This is a genomic window from Agriterribacter sp. (assembly GCF_035445465.1).
GTDB lineage: Bacteria > Bacteroidota > Bacteroidia > Chitinophagales > Chitinophagaceae > Agriterribacter.
This window is the reverse complement of record NZ_DAOMQT010000004.1, coordinates 73,596-92,122: the sequence shown is the minus strand read 5'-3', so window position 1 is coordinate 92,122 and position 18,527 is coordinate 73,596. Positions and strand designations below refer to the sequence as shown.

At 44.5% G+C, this 18,527-nt stretch carries 17 protein-coding genes; 11 read left to right on the top strand and 6 right to left on the bottom strand.

Annotated elements, in window-relative coordinates; all coding sequences use genetic code 11:
* Window positions 1-50: 50 nt before the first annotated feature.
* Together PLE34_RS03535 and PLE34_RS03530 are read right to left on the bottom strand one after the other, a co-directional pair.
* Complete coding sequence (locus PLE34_RS03535; protein WP_324554281.1) at window positions 51-1,577, bottom strand: GH3 family acyl-acid amido synthetase; 1,527 nt, start codon at window positions 1,575-1,577, stop codon at window positions 51-53.
* Window positions 1,578-1,672: 95 nt separating this feature from the next.
* Window positions 1,673-2,902, bottom strand: coding sequence for a glycosyltransferase family 2 protein (locus PLE34_RS03530; protein WP_324554279.1), 1,230 nt, complete (start codon window positions 2,900-2,902; stop codon window positions 1,673-1,675).
* 136 nt (window positions 2,903-3,038) lie between these two features.
* Here PLE34_RS03530 and PLE34_RS03525 point away from each other — a divergent pair, with 136 nt between their 5' ends.
* Entirely contained in the window at window positions 3,039-4,886 is a 1,848-nt protein-coding gene (locus tag PLE34_RS03525; protein ID WP_324554277.1) for a 2-oxoacid:acceptor oxidoreductase subunit alpha, read from the top strand.
* Between the two features lie 62 nt (window positions 4,887-4,948).
* Here the strand turns inward: PLE34_RS03525 and idi are convergent, their stop codons facing one another.
* Window positions 4,949-5,488, bottom strand: coding sequence for an isopentenyl-diphosphate Delta-isomerase (gene idi / locus PLE34_RS03520; RefSeq protein ID WP_324554275.1), 540 nt, complete (start codon window positions 5,486-5,488; stop codon window positions 4,949-4,951).
* Window positions 5,489-5,630: 142 nt separating this feature from the next.
* Between idi and PLE34_RS03515 the strand changes: the two genes are divergently transcribed.
* Genes PLE34_RS03515 through PLE34_RS03505 form a run of 3 tightly spaced genes read left to right on the top strand, consistent with a single transcriptional unit; the run spans window position 5,631 to window position 8,184 of the window.
* Window positions 5,631-6,113, top strand: coding sequence for an RNA polymerase sigma factor (locus PLE34_RS03515; protein WP_324554273.1), 483 nt, complete (start codon window positions 5,631-5,633; stop codon window positions 6,111-6,113).
* Window positions 6,114-6,152: 39 nt separating this feature from the next.
* A complete protein-coding gene (locus PLE34_RS03510; RefSeq protein WP_324554271.1) occupies window positions 6,153-7,307 on the top strand; it encodes an anti-sigma factor in 1,155 nt (384 codons plus the stop codon).
* Window positions 7,308-7,335: 28 nt separating this feature from the next.
* Window positions 7,336-8,184, top strand: a complete 849-nt coding sequence (locus PLE34_RS03505) for an outer membrane beta-barrel protein (RefSeq protein ID WP_324554269.1) — start codon at window positions 7,336-7,338, stop codon at window positions 8,182-8,184.
* Window positions 8,185-8,435: 251 nt separating this feature from the next.
* Here the strand turns inward: PLE34_RS03505 and PLE34_RS03500 are convergent, their stop codons facing one another.
* On the bottom strand, window positions 8,436-8,891 hold the full coding sequence (locus PLE34_RS03500) for a nucleoside deaminase (protein ID WP_324554267.1): 456 nt from the start codon (window positions 8,889-8,891) through the stop codon (window positions 8,436-8,438).
* A 122-nt stretch (window positions 8,892-9,013) separates the two neighbouring features.
* Between PLE34_RS03500 and rpiB the strand changes: the two genes are divergently transcribed.
* The 3 genes from rpiB (at window position 9,014) to PLE34_RS03485 (ending at window position 11,648) form a co-directional block, all read left to right on the top strand.
* Window positions 9,014-9,478 (top strand): ribose 5-phosphate isomerase B, encoded by a 465-nt coding sequence (rpiB, locus tag PLE34_RS03495; protein ID WP_324554265.1) that lies wholly within the window; start codon window positions 9,014-9,016, stop codon window positions 9,476-9,478.
* Window positions 9,479-9,569: 91 nt separating this feature from the next.
* Window positions 9,570-11,063, top strand: a complete 1,494-nt coding sequence (locus PLE34_RS03490) for a M28 family peptidase (protein ID WP_324554263.1) — start codon at window positions 9,570-9,572, stop codon at window positions 11,061-11,063.
* Window positions 11,064-11,216: 153 nt separating this feature from the next.
* On the top strand, window positions 11,217-11,648 hold the full coding sequence (locus PLE34_RS03485; RefSeq protein ID WP_324554261.1) for a hypothetical protein: 432 nt from the start codon (window positions 11,217-11,219) through the stop codon (window positions 11,646-11,648).
* A 117-nt stretch (window positions 11,649-11,765) separates the two neighbouring features.
* Here the strand turns inward: PLE34_RS03485 and PLE34_RS03480 are convergent, their stop codons facing one another.
* Window positions 11,766-12,491 (bottom strand): 6-phosphogluconolactonase, encoded by a 726-nt coding sequence (locus PLE34_RS03480; RefSeq protein WP_324554259.1) that lies wholly within the window; start codon window positions 12,489-12,491, stop codon window positions 11,766-11,768.
* Between the two features lie 180 nt (window positions 12,492-12,671).
* A complete protein-coding gene (typA, locus tag PLE34_RS03475) occupies window positions 12,672-14,483 on the bottom strand; it encodes a translational GTPase TypA (protein ID WP_324554257.1) in 1,812 nt (603 codons plus the stop codon).
* Window positions 14,484-15,026: 543 nt separating this feature from the next.
* Between typA and PLE34_RS03470 the strand changes: the two genes are divergently transcribed.
* The 4 genes from PLE34_RS03470 to nuoC all read left to right on the top strand — a co-directional run bounded on the left by PLE34_RS03470 (window position 15,027) and on the right by nuoC (window position 18,503).
* Complete coding sequence (locus PLE34_RS03470; RefSeq protein ID WP_324554255.1) at window positions 15,027-15,458, top strand: CBS domain-containing protein; 432 nt, start codon at window positions 15,027-15,029, stop codon at window positions 15,456-15,458.
* Between the two features lie 190 nt (window positions 15,459-15,648).
* A complete protein-coding gene (locus PLE34_RS03465) occupies window positions 15,649-16,080 on the top strand; it encodes an NADH-quinone oxidoreductase subunit A (protein WP_324554253.1) in 432 nt (143 codons plus the stop codon).
* Window positions 16,077-16,715: an NADH-quinone oxidoreductase subunit NuoB gene (nuoB, locus tag PLE34_RS03460; protein ID WP_324554252.1), complete on the top strand. Its 639-nt coding sequence runs from the start codon at window positions 16,077-16,079 to the stop codon at window positions 16,713-16,715. Before PLE34_RS03465 ends, nuoB begins: the two co-directional genes overlap by 4 nt.
* Window positions 16,716-16,754: 39 nt before the next feature.
* Window positions 16,755-18,503, top strand: coding sequence for an NADH-quinone oxidoreductase subunit C/D (gene nuoC / locus PLE34_RS03455; protein ID WP_324554250.1), 1,749 nt, complete (start codon window positions 16,755-16,757; stop codon window positions 18,501-18,503).
* Window positions 18,504-18,527: the final 24 nt, after the last annotated feature.

The following is an 18,527-nucleotide window of genomic DNA, read 5'->3' as shown; positions in this document are numbered from 1 at the left end:
TGATTAACTGCTCATGTAAAAATCCGTTAACCCTGTGCCGGTAAGTGATTTTATATGGTTACCGAAGCAATGAACTGCTGCCACTCTTCCAGCATTTTGCCTTTCATAACCCTTGGGAATTTATGTTGCCCTCCAAGCTTACCTTTGCTTTCCATAAATTCCATGAAGTTTTTTTCCGACAATACTGTAAGCAAAACCGCTTTTAACGCACTTTTTCTTTCTACCGCATAATCATCATTCAGCTCCTTCAGGTTATTGTCTATCGCCAGGCGCAGGCTTTCCGCATCTACGGTATCATCGCATGCTACATACCAGTGATGGGCGAAAAAAGATTCATAGGGAATGCCTGCTACTGTAAATTCGGGAATGGAAATATTCAGTTGCTGACCCGCCAGTTGAATGGCTTTATTCATATTATCAACACTCAGGTGCTCTCCTACAAGACTCAGGAAATGCTTCGTTCTTCCGGTAATTACGATCTCGGATCTTTTTTTATCTGTAAACCGCACCGTGTCTCCTATAAGGTATCTCCATGCTCCTGCGGAAGTGCTTAGTAAAATAGCATAATCCGTTCCTTCCTCCGCTTCATCCAGCAAAAGGGTTTGCGCACTGTTAATAATATTTCCTTCAGGGTCAAAATTCCGGCTGTTAAAAGGCACAAATTCAAGAAAGATATGCTCATTGGTGCTCAGCTTCATCCCTTTCCCGTTCTGCCTGTCCTGGTAAGCAATAAAACCTTCCGAAGCCAGGTAGGTTTCTATATAAGTGAGGGGTTTGCCCAATAACTTTTCGAATCCTTTTTTATATGGGTTGAACGCTACGCCGCCGTGCACATAAAAAGCAAGGTTAGGCCATATCTCATGTATATTATTGAGCTGGTATTTTTCTATAACCATCTCCATACACATTTGTATCCAGGCGGGTACGCCTACAACAAACCCAATATCCCAGTGTGGCGCCTGTTCTACAATCTCGTCTAACTTGGTGTTCCAGTCTTTTGTACGGGCAATTTTCTTGCCTGGCTTATAGAATGGGCTGAACCAGAAAGGCACTTTTTTGGCGGTAATGCCGCTCAGGTCGCCGGAATAGTAGCCGGGTCCTTTTTGCAGGTCAGTGCTTCCCCCCAGCATCAGCCAGCCTTTGCTGATAGATTTAACAGGAATATTTTCGTAATTGCGCAGGGTAAGCATTTGCTTGATCATTACAATACGGTTGCCCCGCATAAGATCATTCGTAATGGGTATATATTTACTGGCAGATCCGGAAGTGCCTGAGCTGAGGGCAAAATATTCAATCTTTCCCGGCCAGCATACGTCCGGAATGCCGTCTAATGTACGATGCCACCATTGTGCATATATGCTGTCATAATCAAAAATGGGAACAAGCCGCTGAAAGATTTTTTCGGGATGTTTGTGCAGCAGTATTTCATCAAAATGATAGGTTTGCCCAAACTCCGTATATCTTGCCTTTTTTAATAATTTTTTTAGCACACGACCCTGTTGCCGCCGCTGCGGACCGGGATGCAATTTTAATGTTCTTGCAATTGTTTTAGGAATCGGTATTTCAAGAAGCCCCATTGAATATAGATGGGTTAATGATATGTTGTTAACAGGCAAATGTATGACACTAGTTTGTATACGCCTAAATTCCCATAGCTTTTGTAAACCGCCTGTCACAAATCATTCCCCGCATGTAACCCCCCGGTAATGCCTTTACTCCCGGCAGCATGTATTCCTATCCTTACTCCTCTGCTGTCCAGCAACCCGGTTAGCTTTATAATTTCCGCAAAAGATTGTTCTCCTTCGCAAACAACAATATTCCTGATATGATGACGCTTTAATATGTCCTTTATGGTGCTGAGGTTCTTCGTAACATTTTGCTCTCCCGGTAAAATACCAATTCGCCTGGTTTTCCTGCTATTGGTATCGTTCATCACTGTTAAAACCTGGTTATACCTTTCCTCTTCACCTATAATAAGTACTTCCAATGCGCTTTCCAGGTTTCGCTTTTTAATGGCATTTACATTATTTTGTACCAGGTACAGCAAATGGGCTATAGCCCCCCTTAGCCATATGGCTGTTTGTATACAAAAGTTATATACGCCCGCCTTTCGCTTTCCATAATGTTTGTTAACGAAAACACGCATGGCGCCGTAAAACATACGCACATAGCGTATGTTTTTCTGAGGTGTGCTTTTTCCCTTAAAATGAAGGATGGTTACCCCGGGATAATAATAATTTTTATACCCCTGCTTTTGAATACGGTAGCTCAGGTCAATATCCTCACCATACATAAAGAATGCTTCATCAAAACCGCCGGTAATATCCAATATGTTTTTTTTGATCATCATAAAAGCGCCGGCAATCACATCGGCTTCATGTGTCTGAAATTCATCCAGGTTGCCAAGATAATATTTTGCAAAGAACCCCGAACGGGGAAATAATCCTGCCAATCCGCTGAGCTTAAAAAAGGAGGCTGCGGGGGAAGGGAATGCTCTTTTACTTTCTTTTAAGAAGCTGCCCGATTCATCAATCATCCGCACACCCAGCGCACCGGATTGAGTATGTGATCTTAAAAAGTCAATGCATCTTTCAAAACAATCCTCACCCACAATGGTATCGGGGTTTAAAAAAAGAATATATTCCCCTTTAGCATGCTTTAACCCAAGGTTACAGGCTTTGGCGAAACCCAGGTTTTCTTTATTCCAGTAAAAGGTAGCTTCCGGGAAAGCCGGCTCAAGATATGCGCGGCTGCCATCTGAAGAAAAATTGTCAACCACTATTACTTCCATGGCAATATGTTGCCCCGCCTTATAAACGGAGAAGAGGCATTGCTCAAGGAAGTATTTTACATTGTAGTTAACGATGATTACAGAAAGCACTATAATATTTGATTGAGGCAACGAATTAAGAAATTTTAGAGGAGGCCGCAAAATCTTATCTGCAATCCCCATAATCAGACAATGCCATGACTTAAATTTTTGCCTGTACAAAGGCCGGTTGAACTAACTTTGCAAAGTTTCATTTAAACAGAGCATAATGGCTACGAAGACAGAAGTATTACAGGAAGTAGTGATCAAGTTTGCAGGCGACAGCGGCGATGGAATGCAGCTTACCGGAAGTCAGTTTACTAATAATACCGCCCTTTTGGGTATAGATTTGGCCACTTTCCCCGACTTCCCTGCTGAAATACGGGCGCCCCAGGGCACCCTACCGGGCGTTAGCGGCTACCAGTTGCGTTTTTCCAGCGATATGGTGTATACCCCCGGCGATGAATGCGACGTGCTGGTGGCGATGAATGCCGCAGCGCTGAAAGTAAACCTGAAAGCCCTGAAAAAAGGAGGGAGGATCATTGCCAATACCGACGGGTTTGATGTAAAAAATCTCAGGCTGGCCAATTATCCCGAAGGTATTAACCCGCTGGAAGATGACAGTCTTGGCAGTTATGAGGTAATTAAAATGGACGTTACTAAAATGACCCGCGAGGCGCTGAAGGATATTACCATGGGCACCAAGGAAAAAGACAGGGCGAAAAACATGTTCGTGCTGGGCTTTTTATACTGGATGTATAACCGCAGCATGGATAATACCATTCAGTTCATAGAAGAAAAATTCGGTAAAAAACCTGAAATATTAGAAAGCAATATAAGAGCGCTTAAGGCAGGTTATCATTACGGCGACACTACGGAAGCTTTTGGTACAACGTACACGGTAGTGAAAGCCCGCATGCAAAGCGGCACCTACCGCTCTGTTATGGGCAACCAGGCGCTGGCTTACGGACTGATCGCCTTTTCTCAAAAAAGCGGGTTGCCTATATTCCTTGGCTCTTATCCTATTACGCCGGCATCGGATATTTTACACGAGCTGAGCCGGCATAAAACCTTTGGCATCCGTACGTTCCAGGCAGAAGATGAAATTGCAGGTATTTCAGCCGCCATTGGCGCTGCGTACGGGGGGAGCCTGGGCGTTACTACAACCTCCGGTCCCGGCATGGCTTTAAAAACCGAAGCAATGGGGCTGGCTGTTATGCTGGAGATACCGCTGGTTATTATAGATGTTCAGCGGGGAGGACCTTCTACAGGCTTACCTACCAAAACAGAGCAAAGCGACTTATTGCAGGCCTATTATGGAAGAAACGGGGAATGCCCGATGCCGGTGGTTGCCGCTTCTTCGCCACACGATTGTTTTGACGCGGTATACGAGGCCTGCCGGATCTCGGTGCAGCACATGACCCCCATCATTTTTTTAAGCGATGGGTATATTGCCAACGGCGCCGAACCCTGGCGTTTCCCCCAAAGCGCCGATTTACCGGAAGTACCCGTTCACTTCAAAAAGGAGCTGGGGCATGGGGAAGAAAAATTTCACCCCTACCTGCGCGATGAAAAGCTGGTCCGCCCCTGGGTAGTGCCCGGCACACCTGCGCTGGAGCATCGTATTGGCGGTATTGAAAAGCAAAACATTACGGGAAATGTGAGCTACGACCCTGAAAATCATCAGCTAATGGTAAAGATCAGGGAAGAAAAGGTGGAAAAGATAGCCGATGATATTCCTGAACAGCAATTAGACAGCGGCCCGGACAAAGGAAAGCTGCTCGTGCTGGGCTGGGGATCTACTTACGGGGTTATAAAAAGTGCTGTTGCCGAATTACAGGTTCAGGGTTATGAGGTTTCCCACGCACATATCCGTTATTTAAGACCTTTCCCCAAAAACCTTGGAGATATCATCCAAAGTTTTGACCAGGTGCTTATCCCGGAGATCAACAATGGCCAGCTTATCAAAATCCTCCGCGATAAATACCTTGTTGATGCCAAAGGCTATAATAAAATTATGGGCGTACCCATTACCAAAGGAGAATTAACGGAAGTGATGAAGAAAATGCTTGTGTAGCAGTCCGTTCCGGGTTAATAGGGGTTTATATCAAAAACAGCCCGCATCGCATCAAAAATGACTTATACACCTGAAACCCGGCCGCCGATACCCTGCTTCTCCATCATCGGGAAAGCGATGGCAAACCAGGCGGTATACTGCTCAGGCGTATGCTTCAATTCCTGGCGGATGATAGCTAAAGACTTATAGCAAAAAGATTTTACCTCTGTGGGGTCCGGCAAAATAGCTCCTTCATAAATACCGGTGAACACATGGTCAAATTCATTTTCAGTGAGGCCATTGTCAAAATTTGCAGTATAAATAAAGTCAAACGCCTTTTGCAGCGGAACCACAAAGCCAAGCTCTTCCTTTAACCGCCTCTGCGCGGCCGCCAGCGTGGTTTCTCCGGGCCGGGGATGGCTGCAGCAGGCGTTGGTCCATAAGCCCGGGCTGTGGTATTTGCCCAAAGCCCTCTGCTGCAACAGCATTTCACCCTTATTATTAAAAATAAACACACTGAAGGCTCTGTGTAAAAGTGCCTTACGGTGGGCCTCCATCTTTTCCATGGTGCCCAACGCTTCGTCTTTATCATTTACCAGTATAAGATCATGCTGATTGTTCATGCCAGTTAAGTTAAGGAATTCAGTGATGCCCGCAAACCTATATCATTTAATTTTTACTTTAATGTAACTTTTACGCCGCTTAACCGTATAACATTTTAAATCACACATTAGGGAGGTAATTTTAAGAGATTTAACTGACTGTATGACCGAAAAAGAGTATAACGAATGTGTTAGCTGCTACGCAGATAATGTGTATAGGTTTATTCTCAAAAATCTCAGGCATGAAGAAGATGCCCGGGATGTGGTACAAACCGCTTTTGAAAAAATGTGGCGCAACCGGGAAGAGGTACGGTACGAAAAAAGTAAATCGTACCTGTTTACCGTGGCCTATAATCAAATGATTGACCATATCCGGAAAGGAAAGCGGATAAGTCTGAAAGAGGAGTTCAGGGAAGACGCGGGCATTACACAACCAAAGCACAGTGTTAGGAAAATACTGGAGCAGGCCATGGAAAGACTGAATGAAACCCAGCGTTCATTAGTGATGCTGAAAGATTATGAAGGTTATTCGTATGAAGAAATTGGACGAATAACCGGGTTGAACGAAAGCCAGGTAAAGGTATATCTGCACCGTGCAAGAGTGCAGCTAAAGGAATACTTAGTTAAGATGGAAAATGTGATATAATAAGTGGTATATGAAAAGTGGTAAGTAAAAAAATCAAACATGGAAATTAACAGGGATAATTATGAAATGTTCTTTTTGCTGTATACAGATAATGAACTGGATGCAGCGGAACAAAAAGCAGTGGAAGCCTTTGTTGACCTCCATGCCGACCTGAAGGAAGAGTTGAATGCCCTGCTGCAAACCCGCCTTTCCGCTAATGAAACCTTTCCTTTCCTGCATAAGGAAAACTTATATAAAACAGCTGAAGAGACTTCTTTTATTCATACAGGGAACTATGAAGAATATTTTGTGCTGTATGCGGATGGTGAACTGAATGCGGAGGATCGAAAAACGGTGGAAGGGTTTATAGAAAAACATCCGCAGAAACAGGCGGAACTCCTCCTCCTGCAGCGGGTAAAAATACAACCCGATCATAGCATTGTATTTCCCGGTAAAGCTTCATTATACAGAACAGAAAAAACAACGGCGCGTGTAATTACTTTCCAGTGGCGGCGTATGGTGGCAGCCGCTTCCATTATAGCCATAGGAGGCTGGTTGTGGATGAATGCGGGTAACATCACTCCACAACAGGCAGTGGAACAGCCGCTGGCAGCTAAAACACCGCAACCGGCAGAACCGGAAGCCCGGCAAAGTAAAGCAACACCAGCACCTCCTATAACAATAAAAGAAACAACCATTGAACAACCAGCTATTATAAACAAAGCTGAAGCAACCGCTGAAAGCCCGGTCGCGGCACGCAGTACGCTAAAAGCGCCTGCACACAGCATAACCACTGCACCTGTTTTGCCGGCAAACAACATAGCGGATAACGGGGAAAGTAAAATAGCCTCAACCGTTGACCAGGCACCTGCTTTGTTTGACAAAACCACGAAATTAGTTGCCCATGTTCCGCCGGTTCCTGAAACAAACGGGGTGGTTCATAACAGCACACCCGTTCCGGAAGAAGTAAAACCACTTATTCTTGACCAGGCCGCCTTCCACGGAAAAGACAATGACGTGCAGCATGAAGCGATAACAAAGCGTGAGGAGGGCATCGCTTATTGGGATACAAACGATACAGAAAAAAAATCAAAAGGAAAGTTTCGTGGTTTGTTAAGAAGGGCATCCCGCCTTGTTAACCACGTTACCAACCCCGATATAGACGATAAACAAGCTATTGTGCGGGTTGCCAGCTTTGAGATTACCAGGAAATAAACAATGCATTAATTTTAAATCAGGAACAATGAAAAAAGTACATCTGATGATGGGCGGCGTATTGCTATGCCTTACAGGAATGGCGCAAACAGACACAACGCTACAGGAAAAACCTTCGCCCGATACCTTAAGGGTAGGCTCCATCATTATTATTAAAGACGGTAAAGAAAATAAAACGGAAGACACCTATCAAAAACACAGGCCTGTAAACAGGAGCCGCTGGAAAAACAAAGTGTCTACCAACTGGTTCATTGTTGATCTGGGTTTCGCTAATCACAACGATAAAACCAATTACAGCTCAACTGAAGCGCAGAATTTTGTACATGGCACTACCCTTGCAAAGCCGGCTGCTAAAAGCGATTTTGCAGTAAAGACAGGATCCTTCAATTTTAACCTTTGGCTTTTTATGCAGCGCATGAGCCTGTACAAACAGGTAGTAAACCTTAAGTATGGCGCAGGGATAGAGCTGTATAAATATTATTACAAATCCGACATTCGCTACATTGAGGGACCCGATCCTTATGTGGAAAGACAGGACGTTTCTTTCAAAAGAAATAAGCTGGCTTTTGATTATGTAACCGTTCCGCTCATGCTTAACATTAACCCTAACCCCCAGCACAAAAATGGCGGCATAAATGTGAGCGCGGGCATAAGCGCCAGCTATTTGTATGGCGCAAGAAATAAGCAAAAGAGCGACGACTTTGGCAAAGAAAAGTTTGCAGGCGACTTTAACCTCGAAAGATGGAAGCTTGCCTATATTGCTGAGCTGGGGCTGGGGCCGGTGCGCCTCTACGGTTCCTACGCTATTACTCCTTTACACCAGTATGGCGTAAATCAGCACCCTTACGCAGTAGGCGTTCGTTTTAGCAGTTGGTAAAGTTTTTCGAAATACGTGAGTGCTGTTGTAGACCGGGGGCCGGGGATGTCTGAAAAGTAATATTTTGCCACGAAGTCACGAAAACACGAAGAAAATAAAACGGGAAGGTCAGGACTTTGTGTTTTTGTGTCTTAGTGGCATATCTTCTATACCGGCCTTTTTGAGACAGCCCTCCTAATTTCCGGCTTCACATTTCTCTCACGCCGCTCCATTTCCACACTTCCACATTTTCACGTTTCCACATTTCCTCCCTACCTCCTGCTTTTAAAAAAAAGTTTCATCAACTGTGCGCATTCTTCCTGCAAAACGCCTTTTACCACGATGGTTTTAGGATGAAAGGGCGACAATTGCGGCTGGTTGCTGAAAGGGGGGCGGCTGATGCTGCCGTTTTTTTCATCAATAGCGCCAAAAATAATTTTGCCGATCTTACTCCAGTATAATGCGCCTGCACACATCAGGCAGGGCTCCACCGTAATATAAATGCTGGCTTCCGGTAAGTATTTGCTGCCCAGATAATTGAACGCAGAAGTAAGGGCGATCATTTCTGCATGAGCCGTAGGGTCATTTAGCTTTTCAACCTGGTTATACCCACGTCCAATAATGGTATTGTTCATTACTACAATGGCGCCTACAGGTATCTCTTCTTCCTCAAAGGCCCTTTTGGCTTCCTTCAATGCCTGCTGCATGAAATGTATATCCTCCTGCATAGAATCCGAAATTATAACAATTCCGCCGTATGAGAATTTGAGCAGGATATAGTGTAAGGTTTATGCGCTGCTTTGCTTATTTTTGTAACGTATAATATCTTCACAGACAAACCTGGTAATATATGAGTATGCTCCGGTCGTCCTTTAATCTTTTTCAACCTATTGCTATTGGTTGCGATCACGCCGGGTTTGTATACAAAGAAGAAGTTATTGCTCAACTGAAAGCGGAAGGTTTTCAGTTGCAGGACTTCGGAACACATTCCAAAGATTCGGTTGATTATCCTGATTTTGCCCACCCGGTAGCTAATGCTGTTGAAAAGGGAGAAGCTGCATTCGGCATCCTTTTATGCGGTAGCGGCAATGGTGTGGCTATCACTGCCAATAAACATCAGCATATACGTGCAGCTATTTGCTGGAGCGCAACCATAGCAAAGCTGGCGCGGCTGCATAACGATGCCAACATCATTTGTATACCCTGCCGTTTTGTATCTGTTGAGCTTGCCCTCGAAATGATATGGAAGTTCATCCAAACGGAATTTGAAGGCGGACGCCATGCCATGAGAGTAGGCAAAATAGCCTGCATGTAATTATATTTACTTTACCATTTATCATAACAAACATATACCCAAATGTAATTTTCCATTATGTTTGGGCATATTTATTTCAAAAGACCGTAGTATGAAAAAATTGTTTTTGCTGTTTTTTATTTTATCCGCCCTGGCAGGCCAGGCTCAGCGGTATGCTAATCCCAAACCTTTTGCAAAAGACATTACCGTTGAAGATATGCAAAGGCATTTATACATTATTGCAGGAGCCGGAATGGAAGGCCGGGAAACAGCTACAGAAGGACAGCGAAAAGCCGCGGCCTATATTGAAAAGGAATTCAAATTGCTGGAACTGGCGCCCGGGAATAATAATAATAGCTACGAGATGTATTTTCCGGTATATGCCGATTCGTTACTAGACCTTGCTTTATCCATAAATGACACGGGATTTATAGCCGGCCGGGATTTCTCGGTTAACCTTGCAGATAACAATCCCGCAAGTTTCCGTTTTTCAGAAGTTGTTTTTGCAGGATATGGCCTAAGCGATTCAACACACGATGATTACGAGGGAATAGATGTAAAAGGGAAATTAGTGATGGTGTGGTCTGAAGAGGTAGCAAGCGCTGTTCCGGCAGGTAGCCGAAGAGGATTTAGCGGGTTTACCCAACAAATGGCTGCCATGAAAAACGGCGCTGCGGCGCTTTTGGTTATTAATAAGCATATTACCCCCACAGCGGTAAAAGGCAATATGTATGTAAACCGGTACCGGGAAACACAACGTATCAATACCTTTTACATCAGCGAAACCCTTGCGCAGAAAATGATAGGCCCGGGCTATGCAGCTCAAAAAACGGGTAGTAAGCCACAGGCGTATGCAGCCAATATAGCGCTCAGCTTTAATAAAGCAACCATTACCATGCAAAGCAGTAATGTGCTGGGTATTTTGGAAGGAAGCGATTTAAAAGACGAATACGTGGTACTAACTGCCCACTATGACCACCTGGGAAAAAGAGATGACACCATATGGTATGGCGCCGATGATGATGGCTCGGGTACCGTAACCATACTGGAGCTGGCAAAGGCCTTTAAAAAAGCAAAAGCGGCAGGCAAAGGCCCCCGGAGAAGCATTTTGTTTATGACGGTAAGTGGTGAGGAAAAGGGTTTATGGGGCTCCGATTATTATTCATCGAACCCGGCCCTGCCGCTGGAAAAAACCACCGTGAATTTAAATATTGACATGATCGGGCGTATAGATCCCAGCCGCAAGCACGGAAATTCTGCCAATTATATTTATATAGTGGGTGATGATAAGCTCAGTTCGGACCTGAAACCCATCAGCGAGGCCGTTAATAAAAAATACAGCAAACTGGAACTGGATTATAAATACAATGATCCGAAAGATCCCGAAAGGATATATTATCGCAGTGATCACTATAATTTTGCCAAAAAAGGGGTGCCTGTTATCTTTTACTTCAGCGGACTGCATCCCGATTATCATAAACCTTCCGATACTCCGGACAAGATCAATTACCACCTGATGCAAAAAAGAGCGCAACTGATATTTTTTACTGCATGGGATATGGCAAACAGAAATGGCATGCTAAAACGTGATATCCCCTTACAATAAGGAAGGATAAAACAATTCATAACAAAGTAAGAAACCATTCCATCCCGTAAGAAGGATATATAAATAACCGCCTATTTGTAAATAATTGTGTTAAAACAATTGGGCTTTCTTTTGGGAGTATTGCGTTTTTACGTTATTTTGTTTTAAAAATGAATGGGAAAGCGCAACAACCCTCCCCTGCCTGCCGGCAGGCAGGTTCCCCTCCCCGGACAATCTGTGCCACGCTGGAAAATGGATGAAAATAAAACCAGGAATACTATTTTAGATACTTTATGCCTGCTTATTGCAGGTGAGATCATTTCTATATTAGCCGGTAAAAATTTTTCATGGGCGGTTACTGTTGTTACCGCAATTGAAGTGGCTCTTTTTATTATACTCGCATTTTTAGCAAAAAGAAATCCCTATCCCTCTATTTTGTCTGCGCTGGTTTTGTTTATTATTATTTCTATTATTACAGCAGCGCTTAAACCCACCTACCTTGGTGGCAGCATTATCATCAAAATTTTCATCCTTATTTACCTGGTGCGGGCCATATCCGATGCAAGGGAATTGCAGGCTTTTAAGAAAGGGAAGCTGCAAAAATAACTCACGTGCGTTTTGCGTGTTTAAAAGTGATGATCAGCAAGTTGTTATAACCTCTTCCAATATTTGACCAAACTCATGTTAACTACGTCCGGCCCCTGCTGCTACTGTATGAACAGGCTACACGAGCATAGCCGCCGCTTCTTCATCAAGCATTACCATACTATTTGTGTGCTGCCGTATAATGCTTGCCGGTAACGCATTGGTGATCTCATCTTCGAGGGCTTTTTGCATGATCCCGGCCTTTTTATTTCCATTTGCAAGGAGCAATACTTTTTTACTTTCCATAAGATGTTTTAATCCAAGTGTAATACCCTGATGGAGCCTGGTGGCTTCTTTAAAATATTTTTGTCCAATCTCAGTAGTGGTTTCATCCAAGCGGGCTATATGCGAATACAGGTCAAAAGAAATACCCGGTTCATTAAAACCAATATGCCCGTTCATTCCAACGCCCACAAGCATCAGGTCTATACCGCCATTTTCAAAGATCACCCTATCCATTGCGGCGCATTCCCGGAGCAGGTTTTCAGATAAGGCGTTAAACAAATGAATACGCGAAGGCGAAAAATTCAGGTGCTTTAACACATGCTTCCTGAAAAAAAAGGCGCAGCTTCCTTCATTACCGGGAGGGATGCCCACCCATTCATCTAACCCGATGAAAGTGCAGGATGAAAAATCAATATCTTCTGCTTTTGCTTTTTGCACAAGCAGTTCGCAGGTAAGCAATGGCGTGCTTCCCGAAGCCAGGCACAATACAGCATCCGGCTTACGTTTTACCACTGCAATAATTTCGTCTGCCGCCTGTTGTGATAAGGCATTGTAGTCTTTAAAAATGATAAGCTGCATATCCTGTAAAGGTATTCATGATACGGTAAAAATAAAAAACAGGGTTTAACGATGGCCGCTACACGAAGTTTCAAACTTCGTATCCGTTATATTCTCCCGGCACTCCGTCCCGAAAAATACAGCTACACGAAAAAAGGCCGATCCTCCCGAACCAGCCTTTCAAAAAAATGTTCCCCGCTTTTACGCTTCCTGCACGCTCAGCTTTTTGGATTGCTTTTTACGTTCCTCTTCATCCAATATCACTTTGCGCATGCGGATATGATTGGGCGTAACCTCAATACATTCGTCGTGCTGGATGTATTCCATGCATTCTTCCAGCGACATGATGGTTTTAGGCGCTATGCGGGTAGCGTCATCGCTGCCGCTGGCACGGTGGTTGGTGAGCTTTTTACCTTCTGTGGCATTCACTACCAAATCGCCCGGTTTAATATGTTCCGCAATAATTTGCCCGGCATACACGTCTTCTCCCGGATCTACGAAAAAGGTTCCGCGATCCTGTAATTTATCAATAGAATAGCCGGTGGTTTTATCCTGGTTCTTCGACAACAATACACCGTTATTCCTTCCCGGAATAGGGCCTTTCCATGGCTTGTATTCGTTGAAGCGGTGCGCCATTACAGCTTCACCTGTGGTTGCCGTTAATAGTTGTGTACGCAGTCCTATCAGTCCGCGTGAAGGGATTTCAAACTCCAGGTGCTGCATATTGCCCTTTGTTTCCATTACCAGCATTTCACCCTTACGGCGTGATACCAGGTCAATGGCCTTACTGGCAAATGCTTCAGGTACATCCACCACTAAAATTTCATAAGGCTCACATTTTTTCCCATCAATCACTTTTACAATTACCTGCGGCTGTCCTACTGTTAATTCATAGCCTTCCCGGCGCATGGTTTCTATTAATATACCTAAGTGCAGTATCCCGCGGCCGTATACCATAAAGCTGTCGCCGTTATCATTATCTAAAACTTTAAGCGCCAGGTTTTTTTCCGTTTCCTTGATCAGCCTGTCGCGCAGGTGCCTGCTGGTTACAAATTTTCCATCTTTACCAAAGAAGGGAGAATTGTTGATGCTGAAAAGCATGTTCATGGTAGGCTCATCCACGCTGATCACCGGTAATGCTTCCGGAACTTCCGCATCCGCTATCGTGTCGCCGATATTAAAGTCTTCCAGTCCTACCACTGCGCAAATATCGCCGGCTATTACTTCTGTAACTTTCTTTTTACCCAGCGATTCAAAAACATAGAGCTCTTTTACTCTCGACTTTTTGATGGAGCCGTCTGCCTGTACCAGTGCAAAAGGCTGGCCTTCCTTAATGCTGCCACGAGTTACCTTACCCACGGCTATGCGACCTAAAAAGGAGGAATAATCCAATGAAGTGATCTGCATCTGCAAGGGTCCCTCGTTTACTTTAGGTTCGGGCACATATTGTAAAATGCCATCTAATAAAGGCGTAATGTCTTCGGAAGGCGTTAAGGAATCGTTGAACCACCCGTTTTTCCCCGACCCGTAAAAAGTAGGGAAATCTAATTGCTCTTCAGTGGCATCTAAGTTAAAAAACAGTTCAAATACGGCGTCATGCACTTCATCAGGGCGGCAGTTTGCCTTATCTACCTTATTAATAATCACCATGGGCTTCAGGTTCAGTTGCAGGGCTTTCTGCAGCACAAAACGGGTTTGCGGCATGGGGCCTTCAAAAGCATCCACCAGCAACAGCACACCATCGGCCATTTTCAATACCCTTTCTACCTCCCCTCCAAAATCGGAGTGACCGGGCGTATCTATTACGTTAATTTTTACGCCTTTATAAATAACAGAAGCATTCTTACTAAAAATAGTGATGCCTCTTTCTCTTTCCAGGTCGTTATTATCCATGATCAGTTCACCGCTTTCCTGGTTGGAGCGGAATACATTCGTTTGATGTAGGATTTTGTCAACCAATGTGGTTTTACCGTGGTCAACGTGGGCGATGATGGCTATGTTTCTTATCTGCATTTTTTAAATTCTTTAACTCAGCCTTTAGAAATCAGCAACGCCCAGTGAGGCTGTATGAGACACCTAAAGCCAGATGGCTATTTTTTTGCGTGTGCAAAGGTACAACAAATCCGTGGAGCAGCATCGTTTTAACGCTTAAATATTGTTATTTTAATGTTCGCCCATTCCAGCCGCGCGGACTATCCGGAATAACCGTATCTGATAATCCCGCCTGTTAGCCTTTCTTCTTCCTTCATTTCCTTAACTCTGGTTTGTTTATGCATACTATAATTGAGTTATTTAAAATGAAGCGGGTTCTCATTTATTTTACACCTGCAGACAAATGGGAGCCTATTTCCTAATAATCCTTTGCCATTTCTTTGTATCACTAATGCAAATAGTATGCATTGCGGTAAACCAGGTTTGATGTGATGGCATCTCTAAATCTATCTCCCTGCTTGCTCAACCGCAGGGAATCATAAATTTCAAATCAAAAATGCTTGCATCTTTTAATTAAAAGATTTAATTTAACAGTACAAACCTGAATCGTTCAACTTTTATGTGATGGATACTGTTAAACATATCCTGCAGCTAAAAGGAAATCTGGTGTATACCGTGTGTCCGGATACTTCTGTGTATGAAGCGCTGGAGCTATTAGAAGAGAAGAACCTCGGCTCGCTGGTTGTGGTGGAAGATGACGGAAAACTTCATGGTATATTTACAGAGCGCGATTACTCCCGTAAAGTTATTCTAAAGGGACGTTCTTCCAAAGAAACCCTGGTTCGGGACATTATGACCGAAAGTCCCATATATGTTACTCCTGAAACAGAGATCAATGATTGTATGAAGCTGATGACCCAAAAGTTCATCCGCCATTTGCCTGTGCTTGAGCATGGTAAGTTAATTGGCCTGGTATCTATTGGCGACCTGGTGAATTATATCATCAATCAAAAGGATTTTATTATTGAAAATCTTGAGCATTATATTTCAAGTTAAGACAGTTAAGTATATAAAGGAACGAACCCAAATTTTCGCTGCATTTTAAATGGTATCGGTAATCTCTTCCCCCAAAAAGCAGGATGGCGGGAAGCAAGCAGCGTAAAATCCGGAGATACGTTCATATCCTTCCCCTAACGCGGCAAATCCGGGCCTTATAGCACTCTTCACATGTGACTAATAATATATTATGCCGGAGCATACGCTATATAATATACCGTTATGGCCTTTATTCCTGTATGCGGGAATAGTAATCCTTTTGCTGGGCTTAATACTTACGTTGTCCTATATATTAGGCCAACATCATAAAGACAGGGAAACGGATAAGCCCTATGAAGGAGGTATTGAGCAAACGGGATCTGCCCGGCTTCGCTTCTCAGCGCAATTTTACCTGGTAGCCATGCTCTTCGTGATCTTTGATATTGAAGCGGTATTTATTATGTTATGGGCCGTGGGGTTTTACGAACTGGGCTGGCCCGGCTACATCGGTGCTTCCATATTTATAGCGCAACTGGTAGTGGTATTGATTTACGAATGGGGAACAGGAGCGCTGGATATTGGTATCAACGGAAAGAAATTGTTAAAGGCAATGCAATACAGGAAATTAAACAGCAACCAATGAAATGGTGGGTAAGCAAAGCAGGCGATACAACAGGTAATATTTCCGGTTCGGGAACGATGGAAGAAGCCGTGAGCAAAAGCATTATGCTTACCTCATTGCAGGACCTGGTAGCATGGGGCCGCAAAAATTCAATGTGGCCTTTTCATTTTGGATTGAGTTGCTGTTTTGTAGAAATGGCAACCAGCATAACCAGCAAATACGATGTGGCCCGTTTTGGTGCGGAAGTGATCCGGGGCACACCACGTGAAGCTGACGTTATGGTGATTGCAGGAACAGTATTTATAAAAATGGTTCCCATCATTAAACGCCTGCATGAGCAAATGATGGAACCGCGATGGGTGATTTCAATGGGCAGTTGCGCTAATAGCGGGGGGATGTATGATATATACAGCGTGGTGCAGGGGGTAGATAAATTTTTACCGGTTGATGTATATGTGCCGGGCTGTCCGCCCCGGCCGGATGCTTTTATGCAGGGATTGTTATTACTTGCCGATGCAGTAGGAAAAGAGAAACGGCCGTTAAGCTGGGTAATAGGAGAGCAGGGTGTTGTTAAACCGCAGCTTACTTCAATGAAAGATCGGAAAAGAGAAGAAAGAATGAATACCATACAATTCAGGGGCATTGATGAAGTGTAGCAGGAATTATTGTACAACAGGAATAAAACCACAAACTGCATGCGGTTTGCCAATAGCATACTACAGCATCTGCAGGATCATTTCAATGCGGATGTGCTTCAGCAGCAAGTCACTGCTGATGAAATACCCACAGTTTGGGTGGCTAAGGAAAAGATCGTACCCGTAATACAATACCTCAAATCAGATCCGCACCAGTCTTTCTCCTTTCTGTATGATCTCTGTGGCATAGATGAACGCAACAGAACAAAAAAAACAACTGCCCCGCCTTCAGATTTTACGGTTGTTTATCACTTGTTTTCATACAGCAAAAATCATTTTATCCGGATTAAAGTGGCATTGCTGGGCGCATATCCCTCCCTCCCATCCGTAACTTCTGTATATAAAAATGCCAACTGGTACGAAAGGGAAGTATATGATATGTTTGGCATCCGCTTCGAAGGTCATCCCCACCTGCAACGCATTCTTATGCCCCATACCTGGAAGGGATATCCGCTGCGTAAAGAGCACCCGGCAAGGGCAACCGAAATGGGGCCCTACCAGTTGTGGGATGAAAAGCAGGACATTGAGCAGGAAGCATTGCGGTTTAAGCCCGAAGAATGGGGCATGCAGCGCGAAAGCGACGATGCCGACTTCATGTTCCTGAATATAGGGCCCCAGCATCCGGGCACGCATGGCGTGCTGCGCATTGTATTGCAGTTAGACGGGGAAGATATTGTTGACGCCGTTCCGGAAATTGGCTTCCACCACCGCGGCGCCGAAAAAATGGGCGAAAGGCAGAGCTGGCATACCTATATTCCTTATACAGACCGGGTAGACTACCTCGGTGGCGTGATGAATAACCTGGCATACCTGCTGGCGGTTGAAAAGCTGGCAGGCATTGAAGTGCCCGACCGGGTGAAAGTGATAAGGGTAATGCTGTGCGAGCTATTCCGTATCGCCAGCCACCTGGTATGGTTTGGCACTTTTGCGCAGGATGTGGGGCAGCTATCGCCGGTATTTTACATGTTCACCGACCGTGAAAAAATTTTCGACATCATTGAAGCGATCTGCGGCGGCCGGATGCACCCTAACTGGTTCCGCATTGGCGGAGTATCGCAAGACCTTCCCAAAGGGTGGCAGCAGTTAGTGCAATCCTTTGTTGATCATTTCCCCAAACAATTAAAAGAATACAATAATATGGTGATGCGCAACAGCATCTTCAGGGCACGCACTAAAGGCATTGGCGTATATACGCTGGAAGAAGCCATAGAATGGGGGGTAACAGGCGCAGGGCTGAGAGCCTGCGGCTTTGAGTGGGACTTCAGGAAAAAGCGGCCTTACTCGGGCTATGAGCTGTTTGATTTTGATATTCCTGTTGCGCATAATGGTGATTGTTATGACCGGTCGGTTGTGCGGGTAGAGGAAATGCGGCAAAGCCTGCGCATAATAGAACAATGCATGAACAATATGCCGGAAGGCGGTTATAAAGCAGATCATCCGCTTACCACACCGCCGGTGAAGAAACATACGATGCAGGATATTGAAACCCTGATCACCCATTTTTTGAATGTGAGCTGGGGACCCGTAATTCCAGCCGGAGAAGCCATGAGTTGTATTGAAGCCACCAAGGGAGCCAATAGCTATTATTTAACCAGCGATGGAAGTACGGCGGCTTACCGGGTGAGGATCAGAACCCCGTCATTTCCGCATATGCAGATGGTACCCTATATCAGTAAGGGCTATACGGTTGCCGACCTGCTTTCGATACTGGGAAGTGTTGATTTTGTGCTGGCGGATATAGACCGTTGAAGACGAATGTGTCAATTTGAAAAT

Bases quoted from the DNA above. Each gene is read 5' to 3' on its own strand.
- PLE34_RS03535 (WP_324554281.1), bottom strand. From the start codon at position 1,577: ATGGGGCTTCTTGAAATACCGATTCCTAAAACAATTGCAAGAACATTA.
- PLE34_RS03525 (WP_324554277.1), top strand. From the start codon at position 3,039: ATGGCTACGAAGACAGAAGTATTACAGGAAGTAGTGATCAAGTTTGCA.
- idi (WP_324554275.1), bottom strand. From the start codon at position 5,488: ATGAACAATCAGCATGATCTTATACTGGTAAATGATAAAGACGAAGCG.
- PLE34_RS03515 (WP_324554273.1), top strand. From the start codon at position 5,631: ATGACCGAAAAAGAGTATAACGAATGTGTTAGCTGCTACGCAGATAAT.
- PLE34_RS03510 (WP_324554271.1), top strand. From the start codon at position 6,153: ATGGAAATTAACAGGGATAATTATGAAATGTTCTTTTTGCTGTATACA.
- PLE34_RS03505 (WP_324554269.1), top strand. From the start codon at position 7,336: ATGAAAAAAGTACATCTGATGATGGGCGGCGTATTGCTATGCCTTACA.
- PLE34_RS03500 (WP_324554267.1), bottom strand. From the start codon at position 8,891: ATGCAGGAGGATATACATTTCATGCAGCAGGCATTGAAGGAAGCCAAA.
- rpiB (WP_324554265.1), top strand. From the start codon at position 9,014: ATGAGTATGCTCCGGTCGTCCTTTAATCTTTTTCAACCTATTGCTATT.
- PLE34_RS03490 (WP_324554263.1), top strand. From the start codon at position 9,570: ATGAAAAAATTGTTTTTGCTGTTTTTTATTTTATCCGCCCTGGCAGGC.
- PLE34_RS03485 (WP_324554261.1), top strand. From the start codon at position 11,217: ATGGGAAAGCGCAACAACCCTCCCCTGCCTGCCGGCAGGCAGGTTCCC.
- PLE34_RS03480 (WP_324554259.1), bottom strand. From the start codon at position 12,491: ATGCAGCTTATCATTTTTAAAGACTACAATGCCTTATCACAACAGGCG.
- typA (WP_324554257.1), bottom strand. From the start codon at position 14,483: ATGCAGATAAGAAACATAGCCATCATCGCCCACGTTGACCACGGTAAA.
- PLE34_RS03470 (WP_324554255.1), top strand. From the start codon at position 15,027: ATGGATACTGTTAAACATATCCTGCAGCTAAAAGGAAATCTGGTGTAT.
- PLE34_RS03465 (WP_324554253.1), top strand. From the start codon at position 15,649: ATGCCGGAGCATACGCTATATAATATACCGTTATGGCCTTTATTCCTG.
- nuoB (WP_324554252.1), top strand. From the start codon at position 16,077: ATGAAATGGTGGGTAAGCAAAGCAGGCGATACAACAGGTAATATTTCC.
- nuoC (WP_324554250.1), top strand. From the start codon at position 16,755: ATGCGGTTTGCCAATAGCATACTACAGCATCTGCAGGATCATTTCAAT.